Here is a 21,583-nt window from a genome sequence, read left to right as displayed (position 1 = left end):
CCAGCTTAGCGGGCGGCCCTGTACTATCTGCAATCAGACTCCGAGGCTTTCTCTATTACAGAAATATCTTCGGGAGGAATCTGCTGCGGCAGGCAAGAATGTCACGGCGTGGACGTGTCTACTTTAAGTGAATACGGAGAAAATATGTGGGCGCTGAAATGGGAGTTTAGGGCGGCGGTCGTCCGATGTACCAGTAAGGGCACCAGAAAATAGCGTCTGTTTCCAGTCCCCACTCTTTGATCGCTAATCGCCGGATGTCTTTGCACAGATTTCCTTCGCCGGAAACCCACACGTAGTCCGGCTTAGCGTGTGATTCCGACTGGAGATACGTCAAAGCGGCATCTGCTTGTTCCGCGATTGGCCGGTAGAGAACCTTTACATGTTCAGCATGTGTGCGCAGCCATTCCACCGTGGAAGCCTCCATGTCGGCTTCGCTTTCCACAGTGATAACAAAACGTATGGACTGTAGTTGGCCAGGGTGTAGATCTGACATGAACTCAGCAATGGCGAGCGCGGACGGAACAGACGACGCATCCGCTACCACCAGTTGCCGGTCCCATCGTCGGTCCCATAACCCCCGGGCGCTGAATATTCCCACGGGATCTCCAGGCTGGGCGTGCAACGCCCAGCGCAGACCCGGGCCAATGTCGGCGTGGGTATCCGCGTCGGTGCTGTTAGCACTCTTAACCAGGGACTCTTGGGTGACTCCATGCGTGGCTATGTCGAAAGCCATGGTGCCTCGTTGCGTGTCAAGGTGGCGCACGGTGTACCAGCGCAGTGCAGGGCGTTGGTCTTCAGCGATGGTATTGAGGGTTGAGCGCAGGTTTGCGCGTTCCTGACGCGGGAGATTCTCCAGCAGGGGGAAGAAAGCGGACGTGGTGTTGAGATGCTCCGGCGGCATGACAAGCCCAAAGAACTCATCGGGTCCGGTCAGTGTCCAATCGTGAAAATCGGGGGAGGTGAGTTCAATGCGGCGCAGATGTGGGGCAATCTCCGCTACGCCTAACACGTGCGCTTGGACCAAGTGATGGTGGGGTTCAGCTGGGGAGTTCCTGAGCTCGTGATCGGCGAAGGCGGTGATTGGTCTGGTCGTCATTAACACTCCTCAGTGTGTGGGGCCGGTGTTACTTGGCGTCTGGGATTTTGTCGGGGAGCACGAGTAGCCGATGAGGCGCGAAGCTTTGTAAAGCTTACCTAAAATGTTGTAGGTTTGGCTTGCCTGAAAGGTTCATTGTAAATGGACCATTTGAATCGACTAAAAGGTGCCCCATGACAACTGCACATCCCACACCACTCACATCGCAGCACTCGCGCAACTATCGCGCTATTGCGGTGACCACTGCAATCGTCGTTACGCTTGCCCTCCTACTTACCGCGTGTTCCCGCAGCGAAGAAGCCGCAAAGCCTGCCGCTGGTGGAGACACTAAAAACACACGTGTTGCCGCTCTGGGACTAGGCGACGCAGACACACTCCTTTCCCTGGGCATCACTCCTGTTGCTGTCGCCCCGTGGGGAGCCCAGGGCGATGTGGACAAGAGCGGTGTGGGGCCATGGTCCAAGGAACTCCTGGGAGATGCCACCCCGGAGCCCATTTACAACACGGCTCAGGGATTCACCTCTCAGATCTTGGAAAAAGTCACGGCTACCAACCCCGAGCAGATCATCGCTGTGAATCAGGCTGTGGACGCCCAAGCAAAGAAAGCGCTGGCTGTCATCGCGCCCACCACGACCCACTCAGAGCAGTTCGCTGACTGGCAGGTGCCGTGGGAGGATCAGGTAACCACGATCGCGCATGCCGTAGGAAAAGAATCCGAGGGCCAAGAGCAGATCAAGAAGACCAAGAAAGCTTTTGAGGATTTCCAGGCGCAGCATCCGGAACTCAAAGGCAAGCGGGCTGCTGTGGTTATGCCTTATCAGGGCAAGATCGGCATCTACACCTCTGGCGACGGCCGTGGCCAGTTCTTAAAGAGCCTGGGCTTCCATATACCCGCTGAGATTGAGGGCGACGGCAAGCAGTTCTACCGGGACCTTGCCCCAGAAAATTACTCCGAGCTCAACAATGTCGATTATCTCTTTGTTCTGGACTACAAGGGAGCAGTGGATGCTCTGAAAAAGGACACCACATTTAACAACCTGGACGTGGTCAAGAGCGGCCGTGCGCACTTCCTCCATGAAGACGTGGGCAACGCGATGAGCATGCCAAATCCGGTAACCATTCCGTGGGCGATTCAGAAGTTCGCCGAATCGCTCTAATGCGCACGTCGCATAGAGCTTTGACAGTAGGAACGTTTGCGCTCGTGATAGGCGCGGCGTTCCTCTCTGTCGTTGTCGGGGCTCGTTCCGTGCCCGTGGGGGACATCCTTGCGGTGTTGAGCCAGGGGCCAGGAAGACTCTCGGACGCCTCTGCGCCCCCGCTGTCTGCCCACCTCACCGAGGTGTATGACGTGGTATGGAATTTGCGCATACCTCGCACGTTGTTGGCGCTGATCGTCGGGGCATCGCTGGCTATGGCTGGTGCCATCGCCCAGTCATGGACGGGCAACCCGTTGGCGGATCCGGGGATTATCGGAATCAACGCCGGAGCCGGCAGCGCCATTGCCATCGGATTGACGTTGGGGGTGGGCACGACCCTGACAGAACGCGGATTCTTAGGGCTCGTGGGTGCTGTGCTCACAGCCAGTGTGGTCATCCTGCTGTCTCGGCAGTCGCGCGACCCGCTCACCCTGGTTCTCGTCGGGATAGGCGTCATGCTGGCGCTGCAGGCCTTGACTAATCTCTTGTCCCTGTATTCTTCGCGCACTTTAGACGGAGCCAGGAGCTGGGCGGTGGGATCTACCGCGGGACGCGACATGGGTGACGTGGTGCTAGCCGGGGTGGGGCTCCTCGTCGGCGCAGCATGCGCCGCATGGATCGCCCGGCCTTTGGATTTGCTCTCCATGGGGGAGGAAAGTGCGGTGAGCTTGGGTCTATCCGTGAGATTCATCCGAGTGATCGCCGCTGCTTCAATCGTGATTCTTGCAGGAACGGCCACTGCCGCAGTGGGCATGGTGGTATTTGTGGGATTCGCGGCACCGCACATTGTCCGCCGTTTTACTGGCCCCACACTGACCCGGATGCTTGTGCCCTCCGCACTGATTGGTGCTCTGGGCGTATTAAGCGCTGATATTCTAGGGCGCTTCCTGCTACAACCCGGAGAACTAGAGATGGCGATTGTCATTGCCGTGGTGGGAGCGCCTTTGATGGTGTGGTCGGTGAGCACAACGAGGAGATCGGCAACGTCATGAGTCGTATTGTTGAACATCCTGCTCCCGTCGATCCCATGGCGGCAGCCGATCGCGCTGCTGCCTCTGCTTATCGACGCACCCGTCGCGCAGCGCTGGTTACGGTTATCTTGTCCGTCCTCGCCGCAACGGCGTACTTCCTCCTACTGGGCTACGGCCCTGTTCCGCTCTCCCCGCTGGAGGTGTTCGACGTCCTCACAGGCGGAGGCGACCAACGTGCCGTTGCAGTGGTATGGGACCTGCGCTTGCCGGAGGCTGTTGCCAGCGTGATCATCGGCGCTGCGCTGGGAATGGCCGGGGCGTGGACGCAAACCATGGCGCGCAATCCATTGGCTTCTCCCGACATCCTGGGGGTGTCAGGAGGTGCAGCGGTGTGCGTGGTAGCGGGAACAGTCCTGGACCAACCTGCTTTTGCCGCTTATATCCCGGGTTTCTGGTGGCGGGCACTGCTGGCTCTCGTGGGGGCTGTGATCATCGTTGTGCTCCTCTTCCTCCTAGGCGGGGTAGGCACCGGAAACCGCGTGGTCCTTGTTGGTTTGGCGCTGTCTCTGCTATCCCAGTCCTTGGTGCACTACCTGGTGGTCAAGGCTGACTTGACCCGGGCTGCCGAAGCCCAAATGTGGCTTGCAGGCTCCACAGGCTTTATCAGATCTGAAGCTCTCCCGCCTTTGCTGCTGGCCTTGCTTCCTTTTGTCGCGTTGGGACTGTGGTGCCAGCGCGATCTCCGCCTCCTCGCCCATGACGACGCGACGTCGCTAAGCCTCGGCGTCCATGTCACGCGAATCCGCATGCTGTTACTGATCGCGGCTACTGGCGTGGTGGCCGTTGTTGTTTCCGTGGCTGGTCCCATCGGGTTTATTGCGCTTGTAGCCCCACAAATTGCCCGACTAGCGGCGCGGGCACCGACCCCGCAAGCCATTCCTTCTGCGGCCGCTGGCGCGGCCATGCTGACCCTGTGCAATGTCTTAGCTGGGCTTCTTCCGTTTACCGCCCCCGTTGGTCTTGTCGCAGCGATACTCGGCGGACCGATTTTGGTGTGGTTGGTGTGGAAGGAATCCCAAAAATTTCGTCGAGATCGACCGAGAAAGTGATCGCTGATATGTCCGCAACCCCTCCTAGCCGCAAACACTGGGACACCTCGACCTCCGACACCGGTGCAACCGAACTGGGCAGGGTAGAGCAGATAGACGGACTGCGCGTGGAGGCCCGAGGCTTGCAGATCGGGTACGCGCCCGGTGAATTTGTGGTCGACGGGCTAGATCTCACCGCAGAGCCAGGCACAGTGACAACCCTGCTGGGTCCGAATGGCTGCGGTAAATCTACCGTGCTGAAGTCGCTGAGTCGCGTGCTCACCCCACAGGGCGGAACCGTGACAGTCGGCGGGCACAACGTGCATCGCCTGCCCCCACGCGAGGTTGCTCGGATGATCGGGATGCTGCCGCAATCACCGCTGTGTCCCCAAGGGCTCACCGTCGGTGAACTCGTGGCGCGCGGTCGGCATCCGCACCAACGTCGCTGGATGCGACAATCGGAGAAGGATCGTCAGGCCATTGGTCGGGCTTTAGAACACACCAACACCGCTGCTTTGGTGGATTGCGACGTGTCCGAGCTCTCAGGCGGCCAGCGCCAGCGGGTGTGGATGGCCATGGTTGTGGCACAGGAAACCCCGGTGGTGCTTCTCGACGAGCCCACCACATACTTAGACCCAGCTCACGCCATCGACATACTGAAGCTGGCCAAAGACCTGGCCTCTCAAGGCAAAACGGTCATCATGGTTCTGCATGACCTCATGCTGGCCGGAACGTATAGCGACCGGCTGGTGCTGCTCAAGTCGGGTGAGATCGTGGGCCAGGGTAGTGCCACAGACGTGCTTACCCAGGAAAAACTTGCTCAATGCTACGGCCTGCGCGCTGAAGTATGGGAAGACCCACGGGGACACGCGCCCGTTATCGTGCCACGCGGAACGATAAACCTGACCGAATAGCGCACTAGCTTATCGACGCCACAGGGCGCGCAGATAGACCGGTTCGCGGTCATGCTTGCGCACGGCGCTTTATTACGCCACAAAAGAACTGCTCCCCACTATCGGACTGAAAAATCAGAATCCAGATAGTGGGGAGCAATTCAATTTTCCGTTACCGGGAAGAAACGACCGGTGTCTCCTGCGAGGGGCCGTATTTGTCTAGAAGCGTGGAAGCCTCTTGAGCTGTGGTTCCCGCAGATGTCTGCGCCAGGTGCGCAAGGTTTTCTGGGAGTGTTTCCCCACGGGCGGCAAGAGCTTCGGAATAGAGCTTGCCTGCTCGGTAGGAGGAGCGAACGAGTGGCCCGGACATGACTGCTCCGAACCCTAGCTCGCGCGCAAAATCAGCGTGCTCGATGAATTCCTCTGGCTTTACCCAGCGCTCGATGGGATGGTACATCGGGCCAGGTCGCAGGTACTGGGTGATGGTGATGATGTCACAGCCGGCAGAATGCAGGTCTGTGAGGGCTTCCCGAATTTCTTCGACCGTTTCGCCCATGCCAAGAATCAGGTTGGATTTGGTCACCAGACCAAAGTCGCGCGCTTGACGGATGACGTCCAGGGAACGCTCATACCGGAACGCGGGGCGGATACGCTTGAAGATACGAGGGACAGTCTCCAAGTTATGCGCAAACACTTCGGGGCGAGCCTCAAAGACTTCTTGCAAAAGATCAGGCTTGCCCGAGAAATCTGGGGTGAGATTCTCCACGCCTGTGTGCGGGTTGAGTTCGTGGATCTTGCGGACCACCTCGGCGTAGAGCCAAGCGCCCTCATCCTCTAAGTCATCGCGGGTCACTCCCGTGATGGTGGAGTAGTTCAGATTCATTTCACGCACAGATTCCGCAACTCGACGCGGCTCATCGCGGTCGAGGGGCTCCGGCTTTGCGGAGTTAATCTGGCAGAAATCACAGCGGCGCGAGCAATTGGCGCCACCGATCAGGAAGGTTGCCTCACGAGACTCCCAACACTCATGGATGTTGGGACAACCGGCCTCCTGACACACGGTATGCAGGCTGGCCCCGGACACTTTTTTCTTCATGTCCTGGTACTCGGGGCCAGTTTTTACCGCAGTGCGGATCCAGCGTGGTTTGCTCTCGATGGGGGTCTGCGAGTTGCGGGCCTCAACTCGGAGCATTCTGCGTCCTTCGGGTGCTGTAGTCACCCTATGCACACTACTCGTGCTACAGGTGCACGTCGAAAAGCGCTCACGCAATGGGGGTTAAACAGGGAAAATGGGGCGGGGGGTGAGGCAATACATTTTTAATGTGTGTCGTTGTGCACAGTCCTGGGAAGTCCCTTGGTGGGATCTGGCGCAGAAGCAAACGTGTGGTCTGCGACGGTCAGCTTGCCAGAGAACGCGTCCAGCAGTGCCTGGATAAGCGGTTGTGTTATGGATTCGACTGTGACGTCTTCCCCTAGCTCCTGGGAAAGGGTGGTCACTCCCGCATCGGAGATTCCACAAGGGATGATGTGCTGGTAGTACTCAAGGGTGTTAGAGCAATTCAGTGCTAAACCATGCATCGTCACTCCACGGGTGATCCGGATGCCCAAAGCGGCTATCTTACGGTGATCGGCATCGCACGCGCCGGGAACCCACACTCCGGAGCGTCCGTCGATACGCCCGGCCTGGCTAATGCCGCGTTGGCGCACAACCTGGATGAGAGCTTCCTCGACGCGACGCACATAATCGACGACGTCGATGGGGTCTGCGAGTTTCATAATCGGATATATCACCAGCTGGCCCGGGCCATGCCAGGTAATACGACCACCTCGATCGACATCAATAACAGGCAGTCCGTTGGTGGGGCGATCCTCCGGCTGAGTCCGCTTTCCTGCGGTATAAACGCTGGGGTGCTCCAGGACTAAAAGTACGTCGCCAACCTCATCGGCTGCGCGTTGCTTGGCCAGAGCAGCCTGGTAGTCCCATGCTTCTTGATAATCCATCACGCCAAGGTGACGGATCTCTACGGGCTGGGTAGAGGCACGGATGGATTGGTCGGCGGGGAAGAAGGGATCACGAGGCGCAGTCATGGCACTGAGGATACGCCTGAGGCGCTGTCGCTAGAAAACGCGTGAAGTCTTGGCGCATTTGCGTTGACGTTAGGGCAATCATTCACTGTAAAAGCCATGAGTATTACACCAGATCGGGATATCTATCCCATGCCAATGTTTGTCACCCTTGCCGTTCAAGATTTTCAACGGAGTGAAGCCTTTTTCCACGCTGCCGGTTTTATCACTCTGGCCACCGTCCCCGACCCGCAGGGCAACCCGATGGTTGTCCATTTGCGCAGGCTAAGAAACCAGGATTTGCTGCTGGTCTTGCAAGAAAACACGGAACCTAAGGCACACAGCGCAACACCTGCAACCATTCAGGTTACTTTTTCTACTCATGGAGAAGACCTCGATGAGCTGGCCTTGTGCTTAGAGGCTGCTGCCAGCGGGTGCGCTGAAGTGGGAAAGCCCCACGATACCCAGTGGTTTAGCAGGGATCTTGCCGTTACAGATCCAGACGGCCACCGGATTATTTTTACCCAACAAAGAGAAGAAGACGCAGCAGAGGCTGCACGCTGGTCAGAAACTTTCTCCTAGAACTGGGACAAAACACAGCAGTGTCACCATGGATTGCGCCATGGTGGCACTGCTGTGAGCGTGGAGCGTACAAGGAGGTATTTAGACCCCGTTAGCTTCCGCGTATTCGGCGGCGGTGAGGAGCTTTCCGACGGACTCAACTTCTACCTCAAAGAGCCAGCCGTCGCCGAAAGGATCGTTATTGATAATGGAGTAATCGTCGTGGACTGCGTCGTTGACGGCGGTTACTGTCCCTGTGACAGGAGAGTACAGGTCGGAGACACTCTTGGTGGACTCGACCTCGCCACATGTTTCACCGGCCTCTACGGAGTCGCCAACCTGGGGCAGCTCGGCAAAGACCACTTCGCCCAAGCGGTCAGCTGCCACCGAGGTGATACCCACTTTGACAGTCGTCCCGGCGGCGGAATCAGCAGCTGCGTCGATCCATTCGTGGTCTTCGGAGTAGGAGAAGCTCTCAGGAAGAGACATAGGTTTGGTTCTACCTTTCTAGAATGCGAAACGACTCGTATAGATCATTGTGGAGTCTATCGGTTTAGTCTTTCTGGCGGGAGTAAAACGGCAAAGAAACTACCGTGAAGGGATATTTTTTCCCTCTGATATCTGCGGTGAGCTCTGTGCCAACCTCACTGAGGTCTTTTTCCACATACGCCAGTGCAATGGGATGCCCCAGCGTTGGCGAGGGTTGCCCGGAGGTCACGGTTCCTACAACGTTTCCGTCGGAGTCGAGAATATCTGCGCCGTGTCGTGCAGCACGACGTTCCGCGGAGGCCAATCCAACGAGCACTTTTGTATGGGTGCTAGGAGCACTTAAGGCCTCTTTTCCCACAAAGTCGCCTTCTTTTTTCTTACTCACCAGCATGCCCAGCCCCGCATCCATGGGGCTCAGCTCGCGGGAGAGCTCGTTGCCATAGAGCGGCATTCCGGCCTCAAGACGCAGCGAGTCCCTAGACGCAAGCCCACATGGGACAAGCGCGTAGCGCTCATCCTGGCCAGCTTGATACATCGCATCCCACAACGCAGGAGCCTTGTCGTTGGAGATATAGAGTTCGAATCCGTCTTCGCCGGTGTATCCGGTCCGGGCCAGGAGTACAGGGAATCCAGCTATAACAGCGTTGCCGCATGCGTAGTAGCGCATGGTGGATATCAGGCGTGCGGTATCTGCATCCGCGTTTGCGTCGACAAGCGAAAGCAGCAGCGCCTGAGCGTTGGGGCCCTGAACTGCAATGAGGGCTGTTTCTGCAGATTCATCCGTGACGGTGACCTGGAATCCCGCGGCCCGCGCATGGAGCTCTTCAGCCACGACCGCTGCATTTCCTGCATTGGGAACAACCAAAAATTCATCATCAGCCAAGCGATACGTAATGAGGTCATCAATGATGCCGCCATCCTCAGCGACGATCATTGAATATTTCGCTTTATTAATGGCGATGGCAGAAAACTGGGAGATCAGCGCGTAATCAAGGAAATCCCCGGCTTGTGGGCCGCTCACCCGAATCTCTCCCATATGGGACAGATCGAAGAGTCCGCATGCTTTACGCACTGCGTGGTGTTCTTCAAGCTCAGAACCATACTTCAGCGGCATATTCCAATCGCCAAAGGGCGTAAAAGCAGCCCCTAAATCCTGGTGACGGCTATGCAGGGGTGACGTACGAAGTTCGGAAGCCATATGCGTTAGGTCCTTTCATCGAAAAATATGTGAGCAAGCTACTGGTTTGCGTGGCGTGACTCCGAAGACATCACGCCACGCAAACGTGAACCGAGGCTAATCCTCGAAATTAAAAGCCTCAGGTGGCGGGCAGGAGCATGCGAAGTTCCTATCGCCATAAGCCTCATCGAGACGACGAACGGATGGGAAATACTTGTTGACTCGCAGCGAGGCCACCGGATAGGCAGCTTGAGTGCGGCTAAACAAGTAGTCCCAGTTGTCTCTAGCGATGGAGTAAGAAGTAAACGGTGCATGATGCAGCACGGATTCTTCATACTCGATAGCGCCGTCAGCAATCTGCTGAATCTCTGCGCGAATAGCAAGTAACGCCTCAATGAAGCGGTCGAGCTCGCCCTTATCTTCAGACTCAGTGGGTTCCACCATCAACGTCCCCGCGACAGGGAAGGACAAGGTGGGCGCGTGGAAGCCATAATCCATCAAGCGCTTAGCCACGTCTGCAGCTGTGACCCCTGTTTGGTCAGTAATGGGACGCAGATCGAGGATGCACTCATGAGCCACCAAGTCATTGTCACCGGTGTAAAGGATGGGGAACGCATCCTTTAACGACCGCGCCAGGTAGTTTGCTCCAAGAATCGCCGAGGCAGTGGCCTCACGCAGTCCTGCGCCGCCCATCATCGCAATATAAGACCACGAAATCGGGAGGACACCGGCCGAACCAAACTGCGCGGAAACCATGGGAACCCCTGTGCCGGTAGGACACGGAATTGCAGCGTCAGAATCCAGCGGATCCGTGGGCAAGAAAGGCACGAGGTGCTCTGCTACGGCCACAGGGCCGACACCCGGGCCGCCGCCCCCGTGGGGAATCGTGAAGGTTTTGTGCAGGTTGAGGTGGCTAACGTCGCCTCCGAACTTTCCTGGCTGAGCTACGCCGGCTAGCGCATTGAGATTTGCTCCATCGATGTAGACCTGGCCACCTGCTGCGTGAACCTTCTCGCACACGGCAGTCACGGTATCTTCAAAAACACCATGCGTGGACGGGTAGGTGATCATGATGCCGGCCACGTGTCCCTCATGCTTGGCGAGCTTTGCATCGAGATCATCAACATCAATGGAACCATCCGTAGCCGTAGCAACAACAGCCACCCGAAGATTAGCCAGAGTCGCCGACGCCGCGTTTGTCCCATGAGCCGACTGCGGAATCAGAATGATATCGCGTTGATTATCGCCACGAGATTGGTGGTAACGACGAATCGCCAACAAACCAGCCAGCTCTCCCTGGGATCCGGCATTGGGCTGAACCGACACCCGGGCGTAGCCGGTGATATCTGCAAGCCATCCCTCAAGCTCATCAATCAAGGCTCGCCAGCCTCGGGTCTGAGACTCTGGGGCAAAGGGATGAATGTTTGCAAACTCCGGCCACGTGATGGGCTCCATGCCCGTGGTCGGGTTGAGCTTCATCGTGCAGGAGCCCAGCGGAATCATCGAACGATCGAGGGCAAGATCCTTGTCCGACAAAGCGCGAAGATAACGCAGCATCTGCGTCTCCGAATGCACAGAACTAAAGATCGGGTGAGTAATAGGCTCGTCGCTGCGTACTGCCCATTCTGGGAAGTCGTTATAGGATTCCTCCGCAACGCTTGCACCAAAAGCCGCTGCTAGCTTGTCGACGTCCTCCGCAGTCGCCGACTCACCAAAAGCAACGCTTACCAGATCGGCTCCGATAGGGCGCACCAAGTAGCCAGATTCCGCCAGAGCATCGGTGATCTCTTGAGCCCGCCCCGGAACACGAACGGTGACAGTATCAAAGAAGTCTTTATGCACGACCTCCAATGCAGACTCGTTGTCTAATGCCGCAGCAAATGTGGAGGCATGTCCATGGACACGGCGAGCGATGGCCTTGAGCCCCTCGGGGCCATGCCAGACTGCGTACATTGAGGCACACACTGCTAGCAGAGCCTGAGCGGTACAAATGTTACTGGTGGCGCGCTCCCGACGGATATGCTGCTCCCTGGTCTGCAAGGCCAACCTATAAGCCGGATGCCCCTCAGCATCCACAGAGACACCGACAATTCGGCCTGGCAGCTGCCGCTTGAACTTGTCAGATACCGCCATAAAAGCGGCATGAGGGCCACCAAAGAACAACGGAACACCAAAGCGCTGGGAAGACCCCACAGCGATATCTGCATCCATCGCGCCGGGGGACTCCAGGAGAGTGAGCGCGAGGAGATCTGTGGACACAGCGGCAAGTCCACCACGTGCATGAATATCAGCGATGATAGGGCGAATATCGGCGATGTCGCCTTCCGTACCCGGGTATGCGATGACTACGCCCACCAAGCTGTCTCCGACGAGCCCCGATGTGACATCGGCGATTTCAACCTCCACGTCGATGGCACGTGCGCGCTCGGCTGCAACAGAGAGGACCTGGGGATGCAGGCGGGCGTCGAGAAGCACTCTGTGGCCCTTCTTATTGGTGCGCGCCATTAATCCGACGGCTTCAGCGACTGCGGTGGCCTCATCGAGCAGCGAGGCGTTGGCCACTGGGAGTCCTGTGAGCTCGCTGACCAAAGTCTGGAAGTTAAGCAGCGCCTCTAGACGTCCCTGTGAAATCTCGGGTTGATAAGGGGTATACGCGGTATACCAGGCGGGGTTTTCTACAACATTTCGCCGAATCACTGAGGGCGTGAGAGTGTCATAAAAACCCTGGCCGAAGAATGATTTGAGAACCACATTCTGATCTGCGTACTTGCGCAGCTTGGCCAGGGCTTCTTCCTCCGACAGCGGGTGCGTGGGCTCAGGAAGATCGTGGGATCTAATCCCGGAGGGAACTGCCGCGTCTAATAGCTCCTCGAGGGAGGCGTATCCGACGCGTTTGAGCATCGCCGCCCTCTCAGTTTCGTTGGGGCCGATGTGTCGGCTCACGTAGCTTGCAGAGGGCGAGGATATCGTCATAGTCTTCAACTTCTCCTTGGGTGAAGGATGGCTAGTGATGTTCGCCATTATATGGATGAAATAGTGGCTTTGGATACGCATTGAGAAAGAGAATGCATAAAATTTCTGTGAAATTAATCGAGGATAGCCGTGAGGTGGGGGCGCAGCCGAAGGCATTAACCATGGATCTCGCTACTAGTTCGCTCTGGATGTCGTTTTTGAGAACGCTAGGCCTTAGATGCCCAGAAAAACTGCAGATTGCCATTTCTAGCGTTCTCAAAAACGACATTTTGTTCGCAGGAGATTGAGAAAAGGCTGCAGCCCGACTCCTTAGAAGAAGAGAGTCGGGCTGCAGCCTGAATACCAGCAGAACAGCTGGTGCTCTAGAGATTTATCCTAGAGATTGAGGTCGTCCTGGAACTTAGCCTTTTCCAAACGATCCTTAATCGTTGCGGTGAAGCGACCTGCGTCAGCACCGTCTACGATCTGGTGGTCATAGGAGAACGGGATGTAGCACATCTGGCGAATCGCGATGGCGTCCGAACCGTTTTCAGTGATCACTACGGGGCGCTTCTGGATTGCAGCAGTACCCAAGATACCGACCTGTGGCGGAACCAAGATTGGTGTATCTGCCAGAGCACCTTCGGAGCCAATGTTGGTTACGGTGAAGGTTGCGCCGGAGAGATCATTTGGCTTCAGCTTATTGTTACGGGCGCGATCAGCCAGGTCAGCAATAGCCTGGGCGATTTCTGGCAGCGTAAGCTCCTGAGCCTTGTGAATCACAGGAGTAAGCAGACCACGCTCGGTGTCCACTGCGATCGCCACATTGACGTCAGAGTGGTAGGTGATTTCCTTGGTTGCAGCGTTGTAAGACGCGTTTACGTTCGGGTGCAGAACCAGAGCTTCAACCACGGCCTTAACAAAGAATGGCAGGTAGGTCAGGTTAGCGCCATACTTTTCGATGAACGCCGGCTTATTTTCCTTGCGCAGCGTTGCAACGTTGGTCATATCGACCTCTTGAAGGTGCGTGAGCTGTGCAGAAATCTGCAGTGCCTCAACCATCTTCTTGGCCGTAATCTCGCGGATGCGGTTGACCTTCTTGGTGGTACCAATGAGCTCTGCCTTTGCAGGATCAACGCTCTTGGTAGACCAGTTAGCGCGAGGATCCTTAGCTGCGGCAGCAGGAGCTGCTGCTGCAACTGGCTCAGATCCTTGACCAGCTGCGGCAAGGACGTCCTGCTTACGGATGCGACCGCCAACACCAGTTCCTTCGACCTTATTGAGATCAACGCCATGCTTGTTGGCAAGCTTACGGACCAACGGGGTCACGTAAGGAACATTCTGGTTATTAACTGGCTTTGCAGCTTCCTTAGCAGGTGCTTCCTTAGCCTTGGGAGCTTCCTTGGCTGGTTCTTCTGCCTTGGGTGCTTCTTCCTTTGGCTCTTCCTTGGCTTCTGGTTCGGAGCCTGGTTCGCCGATGCGGACGATGACCTCGCCGACGTCAACGGTGTCGTCTTCGTTGAAGAGGACTTCTAGGATGGTTCCTGCCACTGGGGAAGGGACTTCGGTGTCGACCTTGTCGGTGGAGACTTCTAGGAGTGGTTCGTCAACGTCGACGGTGTCGCCGACAGACTTGAGCCACTGGGTGATTGTTCCTTCGGTGACGGATTCGCCGAGTTCTGGCATGACCACGTCGGTGGAGGAGCCGGATCCCTTGGGTGCTGCCTTAGCAGGCTCTTCTTCGGCTGGTGCCTCTGCCTTTGGCTCTTCCTTCTTCTCAGCGGAATCGCTTGCTGCAGGAGCCTCGCCTTCCTCACCGATGATGGCGATAACCTCGCCGACATCAACGGTGTCATCTTCGTCGAAGCGAACCTCCAACAGAACGCCCGCAACTGGGGAAGGAACCTCGGTGTCAACCTTGTCAGTGGAAACCTCGAGCAACGGCTCGTCGACTGCGACGGTGTCGCCGACAGACTTGAGCCACTGAGTAATTGTTCCCTCAGTGACGGATTCGCCCAGCTCAGGCATTTCAACGGAGTGCGCCATAATGTTTAGACTCCTCGAAAGTCGTGTAGATCAAAAAGCTAATACCTAACGAGCGTACCGCCTAACCCAAACAGATGTGATGTTAAGGGGGAATTCTCTGTAGATTTTGCCCCTACAATTAACTTCTGTGTTCAATTTTTTCGGACGAAAGACCCCCAGATCTAACATCAAACCGCCTCGAGGACCGGGCGACACTGTTCGCGAAAAAGATTTGCTCTACCTTAAACAGTGGAGCGAGTCGCGCGCAGTGGTTGAGGGTTTTGTTGAGCCTGAGACCATTGTCAATGAGATGTCGATAGTGCTTGTGGATATCACGGGCGATTTCACCCGACGTAGGATTGGTGGGCCTAAGGGCATCGACGTCGTAGCAAAAGAACTAGGGATTCCCGTCTATGACGTAGAAGAAACCGGGTATCCGCAAAGGATGCGGGAAAAAATCGAGCGTGACAGGATTTTGCGTAAACGCGAAGAACAACGCCTCAGACGCGCACAGTTTGAAAAAGACAACGACACCAAGTCTTAGCCGTTTATAGCGTGTCGACGTCCCCTCTTGAGCCCAAGAATCCACTGTTCAGGGGAAGGAAAAATCCGCTGACGGCCAGGCTACTGCCTCGACCATCAGCGGAATATGTGAGCTACTTTTCCTCAGAAATTTCTGCAAGAGCCGCTAGGAAGGTGCGCACCGGCACACCTGTTGCACGCTTCGGGGTGTAGCCATACACCCCTGCGCTGTTGTATGCCGGGCCGGCAATGTCTACGTGGGCCCAGTCGATACCTTCTGCAACAAAATGGCTGAGGTACCATCCGGCGGCTAGCATGCCGCCAGAGCGTGACTTGGTGATGTTGCGGATATCTGCAACAGGGGACTTAATTGCTTCACCGAGTTCTTCTGGAAGTGGCATGGCCCAGGCCTGCTCGCCGACGGAACGGCCGATTTCTGCGATGCGGTCACGGAAAGCGTCAGAGCCCATGACACCAGCTGTGCGGTCGCCAAGAGCTACGAGCTGTGCGCCGGTGAGCGTCGCAGTATCGATTAGGTAGTCGGGTTTGTCCTCGCAGGCCCGCGCGATGGCGTCGGAAAGCACAAGACGACCCTCTGCATCGGTGTTGAGGATCTCCGAGGTAATTCCGCCGTAATGAGTGATAACGTCGCCTGGTCGGTAAGCATCCCCGCTGGGCATATTTTCTGCGAGTGGGATCGTCGCTGTGATCTTCACTTTGAGGTCCAGGCGGGCTGCGCCGATGACGGTTGCCACAACCGCAGCGGAACCGCCCATGTCGGAGATCATGTCATCCATGCCAGCGCCAGGCTTGAGCGAAATTCCACCGGTGTCAAAGGTGATTCCCTTTCCCACCAGCGCAACGCTCTTCTTGGCTTTCTTGGGATCCCAGGTGAGCCGTACAAGGCGCGGTTTGCGTGCGGAACCGTTGCCGACTGCAAGGATGCCTCCGAAGCCTAATTTTTCGAGTTTCTTTTCATCGAGGATCTCCACGTCGATGCCGTGGCCTTCTGCTTCCTTCTTGATGATCTCAGCGTAGGACTCGGGGTAGAGGTGAGAAGACGGCGCGTTGACCAAATCGCGGGCGAACATGACAGATTCTGCCGTGATCTGTGCTGCCTGGAACTCCACCTTGGCGGTTTTCTTATCGCCCAGTGACAAGAAGGTAACCTTGCCTACCGGCTTCTTGGCGGCGACAGCTTCTGCGGACTTAGAACGGATGCCCTTGTAGTCATAAGCACCCAGCGCAAAACCTTCCACGGCTGCACGCAGGCCAAAAGCCCCGAGAGTCGTTGCTACGGAGTCCACTCCGACCAAGGAACGAGCTGCGGTGCCAGCGGCACGGCGCAGAGCCTCGTCGTCGAGCTTGTCGTTGTCTCCAAGCCCAACACCGACGATGAAGTCCACTTCAATACCCTCGATAGAAGGGACGCGATGGACTTCTCCTGCCTTTCCAGTTGCACCAACAGCGCTAAAGAGCTCCCAGATTGCCACTTCTAAATCGTCATCAAAAAGACCGGTCGCAGCAAACTCCAGTCCATCCTCGCCGGCGAAGAGCGCAACTACAAGGGCAGTTGTGTCGTCGGGAAGCTTCTTGGCGAGCGCAAGTTCTGTCGCAGAGCCACGAGATGCAAGTGAAAACTGAGTGCTCAAAGTTAGTACCTCCAAAAGTTGGTAACGAGGCCTTTAAGACCGCGTGGAAAACGTTATTTATCAGACTATCCAATTGAGCAGATCAATGTGGGGTGTACCTTTGGGTCATGACGTCTCTCAACTTCAGCATCCATAAAACCGAATCTCCGACTTCCGCCGAAGAACTTGCGGATATCCTTGCTAATCCAGGTTTTGGTAAGCACTTCACCGATCACATGGTGACCATTGATTGGGACGCCGATCAGGGGTGGCATGACGCACAGGTCGTCCCTTATGCGCCGCTTACTCTCGATCCTGCCACCAGTGTCTTGCATTACGGTCAAGCAATTTTTGAGGGCATCAAAGCGTACCGTCATGCCGATGGAACGATTAAGACCTTCAGGCCGGAGGCCAACGCTGTTCGATTCCAGCGTTCCGCAGAGCGTATGGCTATGCCAGAACTCCCCACGGAAGTGTTTGTTGAGTCGCTGCGTCAGCTCGTAGACATTGATCAGGACTGGGTACCAGCAGCCGGAGGTGAGGAAGCTCTGTACCTGCGACCATTTATGATCGCTACTGAGGCAACACTCGGGGTGCATCCTTCTAGCTCGTACCGCTACGTGGTGATTGCTTCGCCAGCCGGCGCGTATTTTTCGGGTGGCATTAAACCGGTATCGGTGTGGCTCTCCGAGGACTATGTTCGTGCTTGCCCCGGCGGTACAGGCGCTGCAAAGTTCGCGGGCAACTATGCGGCATCTCTGGTGGCTCAAGCCCAGGCTGCAGATAAAGGCTGCGACCAAGTGGTGTGGCTGGATGCTCACGAACATCGTTACATCGAAGAAATGGGCGGAATGAACCTCTTCTTTGTCATGGGTGAGGAATCCGCTCCTCACATCGTTACCCCTCAGCTCTCTGGCTCACTCTTGCCGGGAATCACGCGTGATTCCCTCCTACAGATCGCTCGCGACCTGGGGTACACCACAGAAGAGCGTCTTATCTCTACGGAAGAATGGCAGGAAACGGCCACAAACGGCTCCATGCGAGAGGCTTTTGCTTGCGGCACTGCTGCGGTGATCACTCCCGTGGGCTTTGTTAAGTCAAACCATGGTGACTTTGAAGTCAACCATAATGTCGCTGGTGATATCACCATGAAGCTACGTGACATACTCACAGGCATTCAGCGTGGCACAGTGGATGACCCCCATGAGTGGATGCATACTCTGATATAGGTTAAACGATGTGTGAGCCATAAGCCGGTGCAGCGAAAGCTGCGGCTTATGGCTCATATCTTCCCGAGAAAGCTGGGGCAAGAACGTTTATAAAAAGGGGGGGCGCTCTTAGACAACGCATGCCCCGATAGCTAAGAAAACCGCCGACGCAGCTGTACAAGAATGCATAATAAAACCGGTGGTGTCTCCGTTCATTCCCTCAAAACGCCGACTGCAATGCCTGATCTCTAACACAGCAATACCGATGCTGAATAGGAGGGCGATGAGGGCAATTACGGCTATGACGGGGCTTCCTACGAACAGCGGGATGGATACGGAGGCTGCAACAATAATGCTGAACCATATCGCGATCGTGGCGGTAGGAACTGTGCCGATCATCATGGCGCCAAATCCAGTCGGCTGCATCGGCTTTAAAGAGGAATGCGCGCCAAAGATTGCGCATAGTCTGCCGATCATCGGTGCAAAGAGAATCATCCACCAATAACCTCGTCCGATGAGGGCGTCAAAGCTTGCGATCTGAAGTGTTAGTGAGATAAAAGCAGCGCCCATCCCGATAAGTCCGGTGGTCGGGTCTGCAATAATTTCCCTAGCTCGCTCAGGGGGCGCGTAGCTGCCTAAGGCATCAGCCACGTCTGCGAGTCCATCAAGGTGCATGAATCGTGTGAAAAGTTCCCAGAAGCAAACAATCGCAACCGCGATCAAAAAAGGCGTGATGCGGAAGTGAACGCCGAGTCCCGCCAACATAGTGCCAAGAGCCCCGAGCAAAATGCCGATCAGTGGGACTGAGGCCAGCACCCGTCCTCCTGTGACGCGGTCAAAGGCTGTAGCTCCCTGAACTGGAAGAATAGTGAGCCAGCTTAAAGCAGTGAGCGGCCCCTCGATAATCGCAGGACGGTGTTCGCCTTCTACAAATCCGACTTTGCCCGACATCTCGTGAGAAACCAACTTTCTATGCGGGGATGCACACTGAATACTGAGGCTGGCAGGAGCCAATGACCACAGGCCTCAAGGGCCTTGAGCCGCGTATTAACCCATACGGTTGGTGGGAACAGCGTCTGCCCCGGAGACTCCAGCACTATCAAAGTTAGCCATGTCATTCATGATGTCTGCACTGATACGCAGCAGTGGAAAAGCGGCAGCTGCTCCGGAACCTTCACCTAGCCGCAGACCCAAGGTTAATAGTGGCTCAAGCCCTAGATAGTTAAGCGCAAAGCGGTGCGCCGGCTCGGCTGAGAGATGTCCTGCCTGCATCCATCTTCTGGCACCAGGGGCGAGCTGTTCCGCAAGCATGGCCGCGGCGGTGACCACGACGCCGTCGAGAAGCACGGGCGTGCGGCGTACAGCAGCCTGCGCGATGAAGGCACCCATAGCGACCAACTCAGGCGAAGTAACTTTTTGCATCATGAGCAGCGGGGTATAGCGCAAATCGCGGGCACGGAACATCGCATCGCGGACAGCAGAGACTTTTCTCTTCCACCCCTCATCATCAACGCCTGAGCCGCGGCCCGTGACCACCACAGGTTCTTGATTAGCTAGCAATCCGATGATCACCGCAGAGGGCGTGGTATTGCCAATTCCGAGGTCTCCTGCCATAAGGACGTCTGCGCCGGAATCGACTTCCTGATCCGCGATACGCTTTCCTATCTCAATGGCGCGTATCAGCTGATCCTGCGTCATCGCGTCCTCTCGGTCAATAGAGCCGCAAGAACGGGACACTCTTTCATCGCCCCAAACATCGTGGTTTAAAGAAATATCGGCGACGCGTATACCGATGCCAGAAGAATGTGCCACTGCGTTGATCCCGGCACCACCATTGCGAATATTCTCCGCCATTTGGATTGACACTTCGATGGGGTAGGGGGAGACATTCTTAGTAGCGATACCGTGGTCGCCAGCAAAGACCACCAAGCGGGGGTGCACGATTTTTTTAGGAGGAACCTGTCCCTGACAAGAGCTAAGCCACACTCCAAGATCTTCCAAGCGCGATAGTGAACCCGTTGGTTTAGTAAGCGTGAGCTGAAAAGCTCGTGCTTGATCCGCTATCTCGGAACTGGGGGCATCGATCTTGGGAAAGAAATCGGATGGCTGCATGTTGTTGCACTCCCATGTGTTTGGCTATCGCAATGTAGTACGTAACGTCAAAGAACGCTTTTTAACTGTAACGGTTGTCCGGCTATAACAAGGAACACTCGATCGCAGACATCCGCAATCATGTGATTAAGCGTCCCTATCTCATCACGGAATAACCTGGCTGAATGGTGCTCGGGGATAATACCCATTCCCACCTCAGGAGTGACAAGAACCACGTCACGATCAGCGGGGAAGACCCGGAGTAAATCTGCGAGACGCATTAACTCCAAAGAAGTGCTGCCAGCAGGGGAATCCCAGGCGTTTTTAGTATCAATGAGGTGCGTAAGCCATGTGCCGAGGTCGTCGACAAGCAAAGAGTGCTCTGTGTGTTGCCTCAGATAGGCGGGGGAGAGAACCTCGCGTAGGTCCGCGCGATCCTCTGTGACCCAGTAGTCTGGGCGCCGCTGTATATGTTGAGAAATGCGGCGTTGGAAGTCCGCATCAAAGTTGCTATCACCATAGGGACGAGCCGTTGCTACATAACGGCAAGAGCCCGCCCCCACAAGTGCTTCCGCAAAAGCAGACTTGCCGGAACGGGCTCCTCCCAAAACCAAAGTACGCACAGAACTACGCCACCGTGTCACCGATGTTGACTTGTGGCTTTGGCGTGCGCCAGCGTCGTGGCTGGGTCACACGACCGTATGCGTAGGCGCCGATACCAAATCCTGTCTCAGAGGTGTCAGGGAAGCGCTCGCGTACCGCGCGGGCTGTTTTTCTACCGAGCACGATAGCCTCGATGGCAAAGGAAGCGATGAAGATGAGTGCTACAAAGGACATCGCACTAGCGAATTGCGGCACCCATCGTCCGATAAAGAGAATGACAAGAAGAATCAGAGCAAGTGGCATAACAAAGTTGCCGATGTAGCGCTTGGAGTCTACGAGATCGCGGACGTAGCGACGCTCCTCGCCGCGATCGCGCTGTAGGAGATAGCGCTCATCGCCACGGTCCATGGCAGCTTGAGCTTCTCGACGTCGCTGCTTACCTTCTTCTGCGCGTTCGCGTTTATAGGCCTTCCATTCCTCCTTGGACATGGAAGCTTTGAGCTCTTTACGCTTTTTACGCGATTCTCCGTAACTTTCACGCGCGCCAAAACGAGCTTCAAAGGTGCCTGGGTGAGACTGGGCTTGTTTGCGAGAAGGCGTAGCGTGGCCTTTTTTAGGTGTATAAGCCTTGGAACGATTCGCAGCATTACCGAGATCTGAATTATGAGAAGCCGAAGAGGCCGCTGTAGCTGCCGGTGCGGAAGTGTCAGTACTGGCAGAATCTTGAGAGGAGTCTTTGTTCCAAGGTAATTTCACGGTTACTAGGCTACAAGGTATCGCCATAAAAGTGGAACACAGGAGTAGCCATTGTGTGTAGGACTGCCAAGAAGCGTTAAAAACTCCAGGTGCAGTGGTTATATCAGCGGTGATAGCAGTCCTCGCATTACTCATAGAACGAACGCGGAGTGACCTTGGTTTTATGAGTGCTTAGCGTTTGGGAATAAAGCATGAGGATGCTTGGTTCTTTTAGAAGAGTCAGTTGGGCCGGGGAAATAAACTCAATGCGGGTTTGACAG

At 56.1% G+C, this 21,583-nt stretch carries 19 protein-coding genes; 7 read left to right on the top strand and 12 right to left on the bottom strand.

What is annotated here, in order from left to right:
- Nucleotides 1–166 precede the first annotated feature (166 nt).
- Nucleotides 167–1,096 (bottom strand): siderophore-interacting protein, encoded by a 930-nt coding sequence (locus tag CULFRC11_RS07630; RefSeq protein WP_052099792.1) that lies wholly within the window; start codon nt 1,094–1,096, stop codon nt 167–169.
- Nucleotides 1,097–1,269: 173 nt separating this feature from the next.
- Between CULFRC11_RS07630 and CULFRC11_RS07625 the strand changes: the two genes are divergently transcribed.
- Genes CULFRC11_RS07625 through CULFRC11_RS07610 form a run of 4 tightly spaced genes read left to right on the top strand, consistent with a single transcriptional unit; the run spans nt 1,270 to nt 5,265 of the window.
- Nucleotides 1,270–2,253: an ABC transporter substrate-binding protein gene (locus tag CULFRC11_RS07625; protein WP_023636018.1), complete on the top strand. Its 984-nt coding sequence runs from the start codon at nt 1,270–1,272 to the stop codon at nt 2,251–2,253.
- Nucleotides 2,253–3,284, top strand: coding sequence for a FecCD family ABC transporter permease (locus CULFRC11_RS07620; protein WP_023636017.1), 1,032 nt, complete (start codon nt 2,253–2,255; stop codon nt 3,282–3,284). Before CULFRC11_RS07625 ends, CULFRC11_RS07620 begins: the two co-directional genes overlap by 1 nt.
- Nucleotides 3,281–4,372 (top strand): FecCD family ABC transporter permease, encoded by a 1,092-nt coding sequence (locus CULFRC11_RS07615; protein WP_235424589.1) that lies wholly within the window; start codon nt 3,281–3,283, stop codon nt 4,370–4,372. The genes CULFRC11_RS07620 and CULFRC11_RS07615 overlap by 4 nt, the downstream gene beginning before the upstream one ends.
- A complete protein-coding gene (locus tag CULFRC11_RS07610) occupies nt 4,318–5,265 on the top strand; it encodes an ABC transporter ATP-binding protein (protein WP_023636015.1) in 948 nt (315 codons plus the stop codon). Before CULFRC11_RS07615 ends, CULFRC11_RS07610 begins: the two co-directional genes overlap by 55 nt.
- Before the next feature lie 151 nt (nt 5,266–5,416).
- Here the strand turns inward: CULFRC11_RS07610 and lipA are convergent, their stop codons facing one another.
- Nucleotides 5,417–6,463, bottom strand: a complete 1,047-nt coding sequence (lipA, locus tag CULFRC11_RS07605) for a lipoyl synthase (protein WP_014836628.1) — start codon at nt 6,461–6,463, stop codon at nt 5,417–5,419.
- 98 nt (nt 6,464–6,561) lie between these two features.
- Complete coding sequence (lipB, locus tag CULFRC11_RS07600; RefSeq protein ID WP_038620680.1) at nt 6,562–7,332, bottom strand: lipoyl(octanoyl) transferase LipB; 771 nt, start codon at nt 7,330–7,332, stop codon at nt 6,562–6,564.
- 96 nt (nt 7,333–7,428) lie between these two features.
- Here lipB and CULFRC11_RS07595 point away from each other — a divergent pair, with 96 nt between their 5' ends.
- Entirely contained in the window at nt 7,429–7,890 is a 462-nt protein-coding gene (locus tag CULFRC11_RS07595; protein WP_031270449.1) for a VOC family protein, read from the top strand.
- An 81-nt stretch (nt 7,891–7,971) separates the two neighbouring features.
- Here the strand turns inward: CULFRC11_RS07595 and gcvH are convergent, their stop codons facing one another.
- From gcvH to sucB, 4 genes are all read right to left on the bottom strand, one after another.
- Nucleotides 7,972–8,358 (bottom strand): glycine cleavage system protein GcvH, encoded by a 387-nt coding sequence (gene gcvH / locus CULFRC11_RS07590; RefSeq protein ID WP_023636013.1) that lies wholly within the window; start codon nt 8,356–8,358, stop codon nt 7,972–7,974.
- 64 nt (nt 8,359–8,422) lie between these two features.
- Nucleotides 8,423–9,556 (bottom strand): glycine cleavage system aminomethyltransferase GcvT, encoded by a 1,134-nt coding sequence (gene gcvT / locus CULFRC11_RS07585; RefSeq protein ID WP_023636012.1) that lies wholly within the window; start codon nt 9,554–9,556, stop codon nt 8,423–8,425.
- A 96-nt stretch (nt 9,557–9,652) separates the two neighbouring features.
- A complete protein-coding gene (gcvP, locus tag CULFRC11_RS07580; RefSeq protein WP_038620677.1) occupies nt 9,653–12,508 on the bottom strand; it encodes an aminomethyl-transferring glycine dehydrogenase in 2,856 nt (951 codons plus the stop codon).
- Nucleotides 12,509–12,883: 375 nt separating this feature from the next.
- Nucleotides 12,884–14,533 carry a 2-oxoglutarate dehydrogenase, E2 component, dihydrolipoamide succinyltransferase gene (sucB, locus tag CULFRC11_RS07570; RefSeq protein WP_038620675.1) on the bottom strand — a complete coding sequence of 550 codons (1,650 nt, stop codon included), beginning with the start codon at nt 14,531–14,533 and terminating at the stop codon, nt 12,884–12,886.
- Nucleotides 14,534–14,660: 127 nt separating this feature from the next.
- Here sucB and CULFRC11_RS07565 point away from each other — a divergent pair, with 127 nt between their 5' ends.
- Complete coding sequence (locus CULFRC11_RS07565; protein WP_013911907.1) at nt 14,661–15,056, top strand: hypothetical protein; 396 nt, start codon at nt 14,661–14,663, stop codon at nt 15,054–15,056.
- Between the two features lie 112 nt (nt 15,057–15,168).
- Here CULFRC11_RS07565 and CULFRC11_RS07560 read toward each other — a convergent pair whose 3' ends face one another.
- Nucleotides 15,169–16,686 (bottom strand): leucyl aminopeptidase, encoded by a 1,518-nt coding sequence (locus CULFRC11_RS07560; RefSeq protein WP_023636008.1) that lies wholly within the window; start codon nt 16,684–16,686, stop codon nt 15,169–15,171.
- A 107-nt stretch (nt 16,687–16,793) separates the two neighbouring features.
- Here CULFRC11_RS07560 and CULFRC11_RS07555 point away from each other — a divergent pair, with 107 nt between their 5' ends.
- Complete coding sequence (locus CULFRC11_RS07555) at nt 16,794–17,894, top strand: branched-chain amino acid aminotransferase (RefSeq protein ID WP_023636007.1); 1,101 nt, start codon at nt 16,794–16,796, stop codon at nt 17,892–17,894.
- A gap of 108 nt (nt 17,895–18,002) precedes the next feature.
- Here CULFRC11_RS07555 and CULFRC11_RS07550 read toward each other — a convergent pair whose 3' ends face one another.
- The 4 genes from CULFRC11_RS07550 to CULFRC11_RS07535 form a co-directional block, all read right to left on the bottom strand.
- On the bottom strand, nt 18,003–18,824 hold the full coding sequence (locus CULFRC11_RS07550) for an adenosylcobinamide-GDP ribazoletransferase (RefSeq protein WP_023636006.1): 822 nt from the start codon (nt 18,822–18,824) through the stop codon (nt 18,003–18,005).
- A 96-nt stretch (nt 18,825–18,920) separates the two neighbouring features.
- Nucleotides 18,921–19,985, bottom strand: coding sequence for a nicotinate-nucleotide--dimethylbenzimidazole phosphoribosyltransferase (gene cobT, locus CULFRC11_RS07545; protein ID WP_023636005.1), 1,065 nt, complete (start codon nt 19,983–19,985; stop codon nt 18,921–18,923).
- 47 nt (nt 19,986–20,032) lie between these two features.
- Complete coding sequence (locus tag CULFRC11_RS07540; RefSeq protein WP_023636004.1) at nt 20,033–20,587, bottom strand: bifunctional adenosylcobinamide kinase/adenosylcobinamide-phosphate guanylyltransferase; 555 nt, start codon at nt 20,585–20,587, stop codon at nt 20,033–20,035.
- A 4-nt stretch (nt 20,588–20,591) separates the two neighbouring features.
- Entirely contained in the window at nt 20,592–21,323 is a 732-nt protein-coding gene (locus CULFRC11_RS07535; protein WP_038620671.1) for a DUF3043 domain-containing protein, read from the bottom strand.
- Between the last annotated feature and the right edge of the window lie 260 nt (nt 21,324–21,583).

Source organism: Corynebacterium ulcerans, assembly GCF_000767685.1.
GTDB classification, from domain to species: Bacteria; Actinomycetota; Actinomycetes; order Mycobacteriales; family Mycobacteriaceae; genus Corynebacterium; species Corynebacterium ulcerans.
The sequence above is the reverse complement of the archived record's forward strand: the minus strand, read 5'-3'. Positions and strand labels throughout refer to the sequence as shown.